This is a genomic window from Colwellia psychrerythraea (assembly GCF_000764225.1).
Lineage (GTDB): Bacteria > Pseudomonadota > Gammaproteobacteria > Enterobacterales > Alteromonadaceae > Colwellia > Colwellia psychrerythraea_D.
Genome location: NZ_JQED01000037.1, coordinates 29,277 through 42,614, shown reverse-complemented (window position 1 = coordinate 42,614; position 13,338 = coordinate 29,277). Strand labels below are relative to the sequence as shown.

The 13,338-nt window shown below is 37.9% G+C and carries 10 protein-coding genes; 3 read left to right on the top strand and 7 right to left on the bottom strand.

From position 1 onward, the window contains the following. Positions 1-40 precede the first annotated feature (40 nt). The 5 genes from ND2E_RS08285 to sdhC form a co-directional block, all read right to left on the bottom strand. Positions 41-2,845, bottom strand: a complete 2,805-nt coding sequence (locus tag ND2E_RS08285) for a 2-oxoglutarate dehydrogenase E1 component (RefSeq protein ID WP_033094406.1) — start codon at positions 2,843-2,845, stop codon at positions 41-43. A 328-nt stretch (positions 2,846-3,173) separates the two neighbouring features. Beyond that, positions 3,174-3,881, bottom strand: a complete 708-nt coding sequence (locus ND2E_RS08290; protein ID WP_033094405.1) for a succinate dehydrogenase iron-sulfur subunit — start codon at positions 3,879-3,881, stop codon at positions 3,174-3,176. Positions 3,882-3,892: 11 nt separating this feature from the next. Then, positions 3,893-5,659: a succinate dehydrogenase flavoprotein subunit gene (gene sdhA, locus ND2E_RS08295; protein WP_033094404.1), complete on the bottom strand. Its 1,767-nt coding sequence runs from the start codon at positions 5,657-5,659 to the stop codon at positions 3,893-3,895. Beyond that, positions 5,660-6,007, bottom strand: a complete 348-nt coding sequence (gene sdhD, locus ND2E_RS08300) for a succinate dehydrogenase, hydrophobic membrane anchor protein (protein ID WP_011043035.1) — start codon at positions 6,005-6,007, stop codon at positions 5,660-5,662. Further along, positions 6,001-6,375 (bottom strand): succinate dehydrogenase, cytochrome b556 subunit, encoded by a 375-nt coding sequence (gene sdhC, locus ND2E_RS08305; protein WP_033094403.1) that lies wholly within the window; start codon positions 6,373-6,375, stop codon positions 6,001-6,003. Before sdhC ends, sdhD begins: the two co-directional genes overlap by 7 nt. A 630-nt stretch (positions 6,376-7,005) precedes the next feature. Between sdhC and ND2E_RS08310 the strand changes: the two genes are divergently transcribed. Beyond that, positions 7,006-8,292 (top strand): citrate synthase, encoded by a 1,287-nt coding sequence (locus ND2E_RS08310; RefSeq protein WP_033094402.1) that lies wholly within the window; start codon positions 7,006-7,008, stop codon positions 8,290-8,292. A gap of 275 nt (positions 8,293-8,567) precedes the next feature. After that, complete coding sequence (tcdA, locus tag ND2E_RS08315) at positions 8,568-9,386, top strand: tRNA cyclic N6-threonylcarbamoyladenosine(37) synthase TcdA (RefSeq protein ID WP_033094401.1); 819 nt, start codon at positions 8,568-8,570, stop codon at positions 9,384-9,386. A gap of 45 nt (positions 9,387-9,431) precedes the next feature. Here tcdA and ND2E_RS08320 read toward each other — a convergent pair whose 3' ends face one another. Next, a complete protein-coding gene (locus tag ND2E_RS08320; protein WP_033094400.1) occupies positions 9,432-11,141 on the bottom strand; it encodes a SufS family cysteine desulfurase in 1,710 nt (569 codons plus the stop codon). A 207-nt stretch (positions 11,142-11,348) separates the two neighbouring features. Here ND2E_RS08320 and ND2E_RS08325 point away from each other — a divergent pair, with 207 nt between their 5' ends. Then, positions 11,349-11,717 carry a hypothetical protein gene (locus tag ND2E_RS08325; RefSeq protein ID WP_033094399.1) on the top strand — a complete coding sequence of 123 codons (369 nt, stop codon included), beginning with the start codon at positions 11,349-11,351 and terminating at the stop codon, positions 11,715-11,717. A gap of 12 nt (positions 11,718-11,729) precedes the next feature. On the opposite strand, the gene ND2E_RS08330 is transcribed toward ND2E_RS08325, so the two are convergent. Beyond that, positions 11,730-13,268 (bottom strand): tetratricopeptide repeat protein, encoded by a 1,539-nt coding sequence (locus ND2E_RS08330; protein ID WP_223303627.1) that lies wholly within the window; start codon positions 13,266-13,268, stop codon positions 11,730-11,732. Between the last annotated feature and the right edge of the window lie 70 nt (positions 13,269-13,338).

Sequence of the window (13,338 nt, the reverse complement as noted above, 5' to 3'; positions counted from 1 at the left end):
CTTTCTTTGCGCTTATTCTTTGTGTAAGCGCACCAAAGAGTTAATCTATTGTTAATGCTTGAGTAACAAGCGCTTGCTGTTCTTTAACATGAACTGACATATAGCCAACAGCTGGTGCTGCAGAAGCTTTACGTCCGGCATAAGTCAAATTACTATTTTCAGGGATAGCTGCTCTAAAGTTATGCTGAGAACAATACCAAGCACCTTGGTTTTGTGGCTCTTCCTGACACCAAACAAATTGCTTAACATGCTGATATTCTTTTAATGCAGCTTGTAGCTCTTGCTCAGGGAAAGGATAAAGCTGTTCAATACGAACAATAGCAATATTATTTAGTTCATTTTTACGACGTTGCTCAAGTAGTTCGTAATACACTTTACCGCTACATAGAACAACACGCTCAACCGCTTTAGCATCGAGACTATCAACTTCACCAATGACATTGTGGAATTCACCCGTAGCCATTTCTTCTAATGAAGAGACTGCTAATGGATGACGTAACAATGATTTAGGCGACATAACAACAAGAGGACGACGCATAGGACGAACAACTTGACGACGCAGCATATTAAATACTTGTGCAGGTGTTGACGGCACACAAACTTGCATATTGTGGTCTGCACAAAGTTGCAAGAATCGCTCTAACCGGGCTGATGAATGCTCAGGGCCTTGACCTTCATAACCGTGAGGTAGCAACATAGTTAAGCCACATAAACGGCCCCACTTCTGCTCACCAGAGCTAATAAATTGGTCAAATACCACTTGTGCACAGTTAGCGAAATCACCAAATTGTGCTTCCCAAATAGTTAAACCTGCCGGCTCAGCGGTTGTATAACCATATTCAAAGGCTAATACTGACACTTCAGATAATACTGAATCATGAACATCAAATGGACCTTGGCCTTCTCTGATATTTTTCAGTGGTAAATAGGTACTGGCATCTTCTTGATTATGTAAAACAGCATGACGATGGAAGAAAGTACCACGGCCAGCATCTTGACCGGTAATACGAACACGATCACCACGATCAACAATCGAAGCATAAGCTAAGTTTTCAGCCATACCCCAATCAAGCAGTTTCTCTCCAGTAGCCATTTTCATGCGATCATCGTATATCTTTTTAACACGTGAATGCACTGGGTGGTTTTCTGGGTAACTTGACAATTTAATCGCTAATTCTTTTAATTTCTCAAGCGATATTTCTTTGTCGTAGTCATCATCCCAGTCATGACCTAAATAGGGAGTCCAATCAACTGAATGTTCAGTCATTGGGCGCCATTGATCAACCGTACATTGACCTTCATCAAGTAACTTACGGTAGTAGGCTGTTAACTCATCAATTTTGGCTTTATTTAAGCTACCTTCTGCAGCTAACTTATCGGCGTATAATTGACGTGGTGTAGGATGCTTTTTAACAATTTTATACATAAGCGGCTGTGTTGCACTAGGCTCATCAGCTTCATTATGTCCGTGACGTCGATAACAAACTAGATCGATAACAACATCACGTTTAAATTCATTTCGGAAATCAAGAGCAACTTGAGTTGCTAATATTACCGCTTCAGGATCATCACCATTTACGTGGATAATAGGTGCCTGAACCATCTTAGCAATTTCAGTACAGTATTCACCCGAACGGGTATCTTCTGAATTTGACGTAGTAAAACCAACTTGGTTGTTCACAACAATACGTACTGTGCCGCCAACTTTAAAGGCACGCGCTTGTGACATATTGAATGTTTCTTGTACAACACCTTGGCCCGCAATCGCAGAGTCACCATGAATGGTAATAGGTAGTACTAAGTCACCTTGGTCACAATCACGTCTATCTGAACGAGCGCGAACAGAACCAATAACAACCGGATTAACAATTTCAAGATGTGAAGGGTTAAAAGCAAGTGCTAAATGAACGGTGCCACCTGGCGTGACGAAATCAGAAGAATAACCCTGATGATATTTCACATCACCTGAGCTCTGTACTTCATCATGTTTACCGGCAAATTCATCAAACAATTTAGACGGGTTTTTACCCATCACGTTGACGAGTACATTTAAGCGGCCACGATGAGCCATGCCCATAACGACTTCTTTAGTACCTGCAGCGCCAGCACGAGTAATTAACTCTTTAAGCATAGGAACAAGTGAATCACCGCCTTCTAGTGAGAAACGTTTTGCGCCTGGGAATTTAGCTCCGAGGTATTTCTCTAAACCATCAGCAGCGATTAAGCCCTGAAGAAGTTCGGTTTTTTGATCAACAGAAAGTGCCGCTTTAGACTGAACAGATTCAAGACGTTGTTGTAACCAACGTTTTTCATCGGTTGCTGTCATGTGCATATATTCAGCACCAATAGAACCACAGTACGTGTTTCTTAATGCCTTATATAAGTCACCTAACTTCATGGTGTCTTGGCCGATGGCAAAAGAGCCAACGTTATATTCTTTATCGAAATCATTTTCAGACAAATCGTGATGTGAAAGTTGCAAGTCACGAACTTTGTCACGCTGCCATAAGCCCAATGGGTCTAAATTGGCATTTTGGTGACCGCGGAATCGAAACGCGTTGATAAGTTGTAAAACTTTGACTTGCTTAGCATCACCGCCACTAGAAACAACTACTTGTTTATTGGCTTGTTTTGCTAATGCTTTAAATTCGTCACGGATGGCAGAGTGGCGGTATTCAACCTCACTACCTTCGACTTTCGGGAGTTGACTAAAGATATCTTGCCATTCTGCAGATACAGAGGCGGAGTTATCTAAGTATGATTCGTACAATTCTTCTATATAAACGATGTTGCCACCGTTTAAGTGGGAAGACTCTAGCCAAGCCTTCATTACACCTTCTGGCATTGCCGTGTTCCTTTGCTTGTCTGTAGCAAAAAAAATTACGTAATAAGTCTTTATGCGTTTTGTTAACTATATTGTTGAAGTGTCAATTTAAAGATTTAAATCAATACTTCTCACTCAGGTCAAAAAATCGCTGATAAAAATTATTACAATGTTTAAAATTAATATAAAAATACAGAGTATCAGTTTACAAGTCACTTAAATAAACACTAAAAAATGCGTATTAGTGTGCTTGTTAAAAATAATACCCTGCTTATTCTGTCATAAAAAACAATGAAATAAACCTAGACTAAAGCAGCACATAAAGTTTGCTCAGCTAGGTTTAGTTTTATTAAACCGCGCGGTTTAATAACATTGATTTAATATGACCAATTGCTTTTGTTGGGTTCAATCCTTTTGGACAAACATCAACACAGTTCATGATACCATGACAACGGAATACGCTGTATGCATCTTGTAAACCATCTAAACGCTCTTCGGTTGCAGTATCACGGCTATCGATTAAGAAACGATATGCGTGTAATAATCCTGCTGGCCCGATAAACTTATCAGGGTTCCACCAAAAAGATGGACATGATGTAGAACAACATGCACATAAAATACATTCATAAAGACCGTCTAATTTATCACGTTCTTCAATAGATTGTAGGTTTTCACGTGCTGCTGGCTGAGCATCATTGATTAGGTATGGCTTAATTTTTTCATATTGCTGATAAAATTGAGTCATATCAATGATTAAATCACGTACTACCGGTAAACCTGGTAATGGACGTAAGATAATTTTTTCGGCTTTCAATTCTGATAAAGGCGTAATACAAGCTAAGCCATTTTTACCATTCATGTTTAAGCCATCTGAGCCACAAACACCTTCACGACAAGAACGACGGAAAGATAAAGATGAATCTTGCTCTTTTAAAAGAATAAGCGCATCAAGCACCATTAAGTCAGAGCCATCAGGCACTTCTAACTCATAATCTTTCATGTAAGGCGCATTATCAACGTCTGGGTTATAACGGTAAATCGAAAATAACTGTTTCATTACAATGCTCCTTAGTATACACGAGCTTTCGGTGGGAAAGCTTCACGGTGAACGGGTTTCATATTTACATCACGTTTTGTCATTTCTTCAGTGTCTGGAGAATAAATTGAGTGACATAACCAGTTTTCGTCATCACGTTCTGTGAAATCTTGACGTGCATGCGCACCACGAGATTCAGTACGGAAGTTAGCAGCTTTAGCTGAACAAAATGCTGTTTCCATTAAGTTGTCTAATTCTAAACACTCAATACGTTGAGTATTAAATTCAGATGACTTGTCGTCTAACTTAGCATTTTGAAGACGTTCACGTATTTCGGTTAGCTCTTTCATGCCTTGCGCCATGGCTTCGCCTTCACGGAATACAGAGAAGTTCATTTGCATACACTGTTGTAAGTCTTTACGAATTTGAACCGGATCTTCACCTGTAGTAGATGATTCCCAACGGTTAGTACGAGCAAGTGCAGCTTCTAAATCTGATTCTGTTGCTTCTTTACCAAATTCAGTATCGTTTAAGTACGTTCCTAAGAAGTTACCTGCCGCACGGCCAAATACCACTAAATCAAGTAATGAGTTACCACCTAAGCGGTTAGCACCATGTACTGATACACAAGCGATTTCACCAACAGCGAATAAACCTTCAACGATAGTTTCAGTTCCATCTGCAGCAACACTTAATGCTTGACCATTAACGTTACAAGGTACACCACCCATTTGATAGTGACAGGTAGGGATAACTGGAATTGGCTCTTCAGCTGGATCAACGTGAGCAAATGTTTTAGATAAATCACAAACACCTGGTAAACGTTTGTATAAGGTTTCACGACCTAAGTGATCAAGCTTAAGTTTAATATGAGGACCCCAAGGACCGTCACAACCACGACCTTCACGAATCTCTGTCATCATTGAACGTGCAACAACATCACGACCCGCTAAATCTTTAGCATTTGGTGCGTAACGTTCCATGAAACGTTCGCCGTCTTTATTAAGAAGGTAACCACCTTCACCACGACAACCTTCTGTCACAAGTACACCAGCACCTGCTATACCAGTTGGGTGGAATTGCCACATTTCCATGTCTTGCATTTGAATGCCAGCACGAAGGGACATACCAACACCATCACCCGTATTGATGTGTGCATTGGTTGTAGAAGCGAAAATACGACCCGCGCCACCCGTAGCAAGTACTGTTGCACGCGCTTTAAAGTAAACAACTTCGCCTGTTTCAATACAAATAGCCGTTGTACCTACAACAGCACCGTCGCTATTTTTAACCAAATCTAATGCATACCATTCTGAATAGACATTGGTTTTGTTTTTAACGTTTTGCTGATATAAACAATGAAGTAATGCATGACCTGTACGGTCAGCTGCGGCAGCAGTACGAGCGGCTTGTTCGCCACCAAAGTTTTTAGACTGACCACCAAATGGACGTTGGTAAATTTTACCTGTTTCCGTACGAGAAAAAGGTAAACCCATTTTCTCTAATTCAATGACAGACTCAGGGCCTGTTTTACACATATATTCGATAGCATCTTGGTCACCGATATAATCGCTGCCTTTAACAGTATCGTACATGTGTTGTTCCCAATGATCTTCATGAGCATTACCTAAAGCTACGGTAATACCACCTTGAGCAGATACAGTATGAGAACGAGTTGGAAATACTTTAGAAATCAAGGCACAAGATTTGCCTGATTCTGAAATTGCTAATGCAGCGCGCATACCTGCACCGCCTGCGCCAATAACAATGGCGTCAAATTCACGAATTGGAACGCTCACTTATACACCCCACACGGTTAAAGAGCCAAACATTAAGTAGGCTAATAAAGTAACAGAAAAGATAAATTGCAATGCACCGCGTAAAAACGCAGGTTTTACGTAATCAGAAAGAACTTGCCATACACCAATTTTAGCGTGGACAAGTAATGCTAATAACGCCATTACTGTTGCTACTTTAACACTCATACAAGCAAAGAAACCTTGCCATACATCATAAGTAACGCTTGGTGTTACTACGAAGAAACCTGCGAGAAGTAAAGTGTATAGTACAAGGATAATTGCACTAGCTCTTAAAAGAATAAAATCATGCACGCCATTACGGCCTGCTGATGTGACGACGTTTACCATAACCAAACTCCTATAACTGCTGATACTGCTAACCAAATAACCATGATTAATTTGGCAGAGGCATTACCTGAAGCTAGTTCTTCAAAATGACCTAGATCCATTAACAAGTGACGAACACCCGCTAAAATATGGAAGGTCAATGCAGAAAGACAGCCAAAAATAATGAATGTAAAGAAAAAGCTATCAAGGTAACCTTGAATTTGCGCAAATCCTTCAGCAGAAGAAAGAGAGGTTGAAAGGGTAAACAACAAAATACCAATGGCAAAAACCATAATCACACCAGAGATACGGTGTAAAATAGAAGCATTAGCAGCGGGATGCATTTTTATTGTAGTTAAATCTAGGTTTACAGGACGTTGTTTTTTCACAATTGTTGCCTAAAGAGCTCGAAAGCCTTCAACTTTTATTATTGTTACTCATGAACTACCTTTACTTAGTTGACTTATAATATTAATTGAAACGTTAAAATCAATATAAACAAAAGTAATTCCCGAAATGCACGGTAACTGCCTTTTATTAAAAAATAGCTCCTTAGCTATTCCTCATCCTCAGTTCACCGAAGTCGAATAATAATACCGAACTTAGCAAATGAATTCTATTGAGACTTTGGTATGAGAAACTAACTTTTAAAGTAAAAGTTATCTCTCAATTAAATAAGAAATTTACTGTTTTTTTCTTATTTAAATTACGAAGTAATAATAAGCAATTACAGAACGGCTAGATTATATAGCTGATAGTTAATAAATTCAATTTACCATTTAGATAAAAAAACTCTATGATTGTTTTTTACTCAACAATTTGAGCTGAATTAAACTTTAGTATAATTACTCTTACATTTTAATTTCATTTCAGGGTAGAATGTCGGCAGTTTAAAAAACCCAGAATAGTCACAAAAACTGACGATTTATTCACTGAGCTTATTTAGTATATTCATTAAACAGCTAAGTGGAATGTCAGTAAATGTACATAAATTATAATTTGATAGGGGAAAAAACATTATGGCTGATTCAAAAGCCTCTCTGAGTATTGATGGCAAAGAAATTGGTGAGTTTCCAGTTTTAAAAGGTACTGCAGGTACTGACGTAATTGATATTAGAACTTTAGGTAGCCATGGCTATTTCACCTATGACCCAGGCTTTTTAGCTACGGGGTCTTGTGAATCATCTATTACCTTTATTGATGGCGGAAAAGGTGTTCTTCAACACCGTGGTTACCCTATTGATAGCCTTGCTAAACAAGCCGATTACCTTGAAGTTTGTTATATCTTATTGAATGGTGATGCGCCAACTCAATCAGAATATGAACAATTTAAGTCAATCATCACTACACACACTATGGTGCATGAGAAGTTAGTTCATTTTTTCCATGGTTTCTTACCTGATGCACACCCAATGGCAATGCTTTGTGGTGTTGTTGGTGCTATGTCATCTTTTTACCACAGTGATTTAGATATCACTGACGCTGCACAACGCAAACGTAGTGCTCATAGATTGATTGCTAAGATGCCTACCATCGCTGCAATGGCTTATAAGTATAGTGTTGGTCAACCATTCGTATACCCTCGCAATGAACTTTCGTATGCTGAAAACTTCCTTCATATGATGTTCTCAGTACCTGCTGAAGAGTATGTGGTAAGCCCTATCGTAGCTAATGCTATGGACAGAATCTTTACCTTACATGCTGATCATGAACAAAATGCATCAACATCTACTGTTCGTTTAGCGGGCTCTTCAGGCGCTAACCCATATGCATGTATTGCAGCGGGTGTTGCTTCGTTATGGGGTCCTGCTCATGGCGGTGCTAATGAAGCATGTCTTACTATGCTTGAAGAAATTGGTAGCTTAGAACATGTTGATGAGTTTGTAGCTAAAGCAAAAGATAAAAATGACCCATTCCGTTTAATGGGCTTTGGTCACCGTGTTTACAAAAACTTCGATCCACGTGCAACGGTAATGCGTGAAACGTGTCATGAAGTATTAAATGAACTTGGTATCAGTGATCCTTTATTAGATGTGGCTATGGCACTTGAGAAAGTAGCGCTTGAAGACCCATACTTCATTGAAAAGAAATTATATCCTAATGTTGATTTCTACTCAGGTATCATCTTAAAAGCTATTGGTATTCCAACAAGTATGTTTACCGTGATTTTTGCAATGTCGAGAACGGTAGGTTGGATTGCTCACTGGGATGAAATGTTATCTCAACCTGGGCAAAAAATTGGTCGTCCTCGTCAAAAATATACTGGTGAAATCAACCGTGAATTCGTACCGTTAAACAAAAGATAATTATTTAATGCTTATTTAAGCATCACTTAATAGTTACAAAAGGCAGCTTTCGCTGCCTTTTTTGTGCATTTTAATCTGAAAAACCGACCAAAAAACATAACCCCCACCAATACTTACCATTCACATAAAAAATACCAATTAAGCAATACCCGACAACTTTTAACATCTATTTTGGCTAAATATTTGCCTTAAAATTATATTTAACTCCCAGTAACTAGACGTTATAATATCGACCTTCCCTTCTCATTTATTCAATAAGACTCTTAAAATTCATTATGTCAGACTATTCTCTACGTTTTGGTGGCATCAGTCGTCTATATGGCGAACAAGGCGCAACTGTTCTTAAAAAAGCACATTTCTGTGTTATTGGCATTGGCGGTGTTGGTTCTTGGGTAGCTGAAGCTTTGGCCCGCAATGGTATTGGAACGATAACGTTAATAGACTTAGACGACATATGCACCACAAATATTAACCGTCAGATCCATGCATTAACAGACACTGTTGGCATGAGTAAAGTTGACGTTATGGCTGATCGCCTCAAACAAATCAATCCTGAGTGCCAAGTTAACATCATTGAAGACTTTGTAACGGAAGAGAATCTCTCTAGTTTAATTACCAAAGATTTGGATTATGTCATTGATGCCATTGACTCTGTCAACATCAAGACACGTCTTATTGCTTATTGTAGAGGCAGTAAATTACCAATTATCACCATTGGTGGTGCTGGTGGACAAATTGACCCTAGTAAAATTGAAATCACAGACTTAAGTAAAACTTATCAAGACCCTTTACTTGCTAAAGTAAAAAATCAACTACGACGAGAATTTAACTTTCCGCGCGCAGACCTTAAAACAGCTGGAAAACGTAAGTTCTCAATCGATGCTGTATATTCAACAGAGCAACTTCGCTATCCTGTAGATGGTAAGCAAGGTGAAGTCTGTTTAGCTAAACCTGATAAGAGTAACGGCGAGCAAGGAGCTACCCGTTTGGATTGCCACAGTGGGTTTGGTGCGACCACACATGTAACAGCCACTTTTGCGTTTTTTGCCGTGGGTAGAGCCATCGATAAATTATTATTAAAAAATCAAAAATAATTTAGAAAAAAGCTATGTTAGTAAACAGATCTCTACACTATTAATTTATAACTGTGCCAATACCCTAATTTTTTCAACAATAGCCAGCACACCGTTACCTCGTGAAGGACTTAAGTGTTGCATTAAACCTAACGTTTCAAAGTAATCATTAATATTAAATTGGTGTATTTGCTCTGCTGTTTTATTATTTAAAGCAGCAAGTACAATGACCAATAATCCACGAATTATTTTCGCATCACTATCTCCAGTAAACGAATAGATACCTTGAGCACTGCATTCACTTTTTAGCCAAGCTAAGCTTTCACAGCCCGTTATCAGCGTATTGTCATTACGTAATGTTTTATTTAAACGTGGTAATTTTTTACCTAACAACATTATTTCTCTATGCCGACTATCCCAACCTTTAGTTTTTGTAAAAATAGTGATGATATCTTCCATCTCTTTTAATGATGGCCCTGATAACTCTTCCTTCATCGCTTGTTCATCTGATTGACTAAAGGGCTCTTCAAGTAAAATTTTCTTAAGGCAAGCAATGAAATAATCAATTTCGGCAATCGTGTTGTAAGCCGACAAAGAAACCCTTAAACAACCATCGATGTGTAAATGTGTCATTAACGGCATCGCACAATGATGGCCGGATCTAATAGCAATCCCCTCTGTATCAAGAGACATTGCGATATCATGGTTATGATGGCCTGTTAAAGTGAAAGCGATAACGCCAATATCTGGGGTTCCTTTCGCAATAAAATTAACTTGTTCAATATTAGCTAGTGCTTGATAGCAATGCTGTACAAGTTTTTGTTCAAAAAATTTATAGGCATGACTAGCATCTGCTAAATAAGGTGACAAAAAGCTAATACTCTCAGCAAAAGCGATAACACTGGCAATATTGGGCGTACCTGCTTCAAACTTAAAAGGCAATGAATTAAATGTTGTCCCTTGAGTAAAACTTACTGTTTTTATCATTTCACCTCCCGCTTGATAAGGAGACATCTTTTCAAGGAGAGCCCTCTTTCCATAGAGTACGCCAATACCAGTCGGACCATACATTTTATGAGCTGAGAAAACATAAAAGTCACAATCCAGTGATTGCACATCTATCGTTAAATGAGCTACCGCCTGGCTGCCGTCTACAATAGTAATGGCTCCAACAGCCTTGGCTTTTGCTATCACCTGCTCAATTGGATTTATACGCCCCAAAACATTAGATATATGAGCACAAGCAACAAACTTTGTTTTTTCTCCGATGATGTTATCAATCTGTTCTATATCGAGATAACCATGATCTGTTATCGGTATGACTTTTATCACGGCGCCTGTTTGCTCTGCTACAATTTGCCAAGGAACTATATTTGCGTGATGTTCACTGACACACAAGGCTATCTCATCTCCAGGCAATAAAGTATTTCGCGCTAAGCTTTGTACAATAATATTAATACTTTCAGTCGCACCTTTCGTCCAGATGATCTCTTTCACACTTTTAGCCCCAATAAATCCTTGCACCAGACTACGAGCTTTTTCAAACGCAAATGTTGCTTTAGTACTCAGCTGATGAGAAGCTCTGTGCACATTTGCATTGATATTTTGGTAATAGTGTTGCTGACAATCAATAACTCGTTGAGGTTTTTGCGTTGTAGCGGCGTTATCAAAATAAACTAAAGATGGAACTAACGCACCTTTTTCAATCAAGGAGTTACCATGACTTTCTATCAATGGGAATTGTTGACGAAATAAATGAGGAGTGAAAATATTCATAAAAGACTCTGTTAAGTGAAAACAGCTTAAAATATAGTTAAGAAATACATATTCATTATAACTTATTTTCTCTCCGTAATTTAAGTACTTAGTTGAAGGTAACTTTTGAGCTTTAGTGCTAAGGCGACAATATAGCGTAGGAGTACTAGGTAATGTGTTGAATTTGAACTATAACTAATAAGGTGTCCTTTAAGAAGGGTTTCCAATATGAGTTTTTTTGACTATCTATCTCAACTCAATAAAAGCTTTATTAAGTTTTTATCTTCAAAGAAAACTAAATCACCTATTGAACTAGATAAGACTATATATACACAAACGGTAAATGAAAATTCTAAAGCTAACCTCAAGCTAAAATGTAAAAGAGCCGCACTAGAAATCAGCAGCATAGAAAATTTTACACAATGGCCAATAACTGAAGTTAAAGCTAAACCAACAAATTCGTTGATTTATTTAGATGTAAGCCGTAAAAAGCGAGAACAATTTATACAAAAGAGCGATACTAAAATTAAGGCCGATACAGCTATTAATAGAGTGCGTTTAACTAACAATGTAATCGTTATAAAAAAACTGCCCTAGACTCGACATATTTTAAAGCTTACCTTTTAATATCTTTAATTTCCTTACCGTGTCGCTTTCCCATTCTGCTGCCTTGTCTATCCAATATTTTACTGTCGACGATTTACCTTGTTGGTATAACGATAAAGCAATATTGTAATGATAACTTGGCATTAAGAAATCAGACGGCCTTCGCTCTAATATAGTGAGGTATTCTTCTGGAAATTCATTCTCAAAATACCTTAATTGGGTGTGTCGAAATAATGGCTTAAATGATGAATAGGATAATTCTGTAATTGTAGAAGTTACATCAGCACCCATCGCAGAGTTCTGACAGCTTTCAGAAAGGTATACACCAACTTCATCTTGATATTCACTAGGTGTACCTAAACGCCAATGTTTTTTATCACCTACCCTTGCTCCAATTTCTTGCAATATGGGTGTGCTAGCCTTAATACTTTGGGCCCATGATATATTATCTAATATATTTGCCCTCACCGCTTTAAGCTCTCCATGGTAATAGCTATTTAACACGGCAATATTATGTGAAAAAGTTTCTTGCTGTACACCTTGGCATTTATCATGGCCTTTAATTAAGGGGTATTCATCAACAAAACCAAGTAAGTGGCTTACTTCATGGCTAAAAACATCTGCGCTATCATTAAAATCAAAATATAAAATACCTAAATGTACGTTTGCTCCCCCCTCTTTTAACATTAAACCAATATGTCTGGTGTTAACGCCTTTCGTAATAGATTGCCAACGACTTTCATCACAAGAGATAGCTTGCTCTGCTTTCGCTTTACAATCAAGTTGCTTAATACTGATGTACTTTGGCGTTGGCAGGCATATGTATTTAGCTAGTGTTTGCTGCTCAGTAAAACGTTTTATAAGTTGATCAATATGTTTTAAATGGCTTAAGTTAGTCGCAAAAAGTTGTAAGCTAGTAAGGCATTTTGATGAGTCTGCAATATAGGAGTTTTTAGTTGTTTTATCGCTCATCACAGAGTATTTTTCTATATCCATTAAAAAGCGCTGAGCTTCATTATTATCATGGGTAAAGTGATTTGATTTTAATAAAAGTTTAGCTAGTTCAATATCACCTAATTCTATAAGTATTTTTAAACGTAACAATAGTACAGATTCTGTTAAATCATTAGTGGAAAATTGACTGGGTAAACTTGCTAATGTTCCTCGTGCTTTAACAACCTGATCCTGTCCATAGTATAATTGAGCAAGTAAAAGATGCGCCTTTTGTGAGCCCAAACGAATAGCTTGTTCAAACCACATAACAGCCTTATCCGTAAGTACTTTGTTTGATTCAGACTCTGCGGCTAACTGATACCAGTGCCCCAGTTTTAACGCTGAATTAATTTGGCTTTTTGCTAATTCTCGATTAAGCGTGAGCCATTGACTGCTGCCTACAACAGAATTACGTTCTTCAATGGTTAATGCGCTTATATGATTATGCTTAAGTGCAAAAGTTAATTGGCCCTTTCGATAATTATCATTGCTAAGTTGCTCAGTTAAATACTCAGACAAAAAAAATGAGCTCGATGATAAAGAGGTCATCGAGCTCATTATAAATGCAAAAAAATAAACATTACTAAGAGGCATATTGATAGCTAAGTCATTTTTATTG

Coding starts and splice junctions, on each gene's coding strand:
- ND2E_RS08285 (WP_033094406.1), bottom strand. CDS start 2,845: ATGCCAGAAGGTGTAATGAAGGCTTGGCTAGAGTCTTCCCACTTAAAC.
- ND2E_RS08290 (WP_033094405.1), bottom strand. CDS start 3,881: ATGAAACAGTTATTTTCGATTTACCGTTATAACCCAGACGTTGATAAT.
- sdhD (WP_011043035.1), bottom strand. CDS start 6,007: ATGGTAAACGTCGTCACATCAGCAGGCCGTAATGGCGTGCATGATTTT.
- ND2E_RS08310 (WP_033094402.1), top strand. CDS start 7,006: ATGGCTGATTCAAAAGCCTCTCTGAGTATTGATGGCAAAGAAATTGGT.
- tcdA (WP_033094401.1), top strand. CDS start 8,568: ATGTCAGACTATTCTCTACGTTTTGGTGGCATCAGTCGTCTATATGGC.
- ND2E_RS08320 (WP_033094400.1), bottom strand. CDS start 11,141: ATGAATATTTTCACTCCTCATTTATTTCGTCAACAATTCCCATTGATA.
- ND2E_RS08325 (WP_033094399.1), top strand. CDS start 11,349: ATGAGTTTTTTTGACTATCTATCTCAACTCAATAAAAGCTTTATTAAG.
- ND2E_RS08330 (WP_223303627.1), bottom strand. CDS start 13,268: ATGACCTCTTTATCATCGAGCTCATTTTTTTTGTCTGAGTATTTAACT.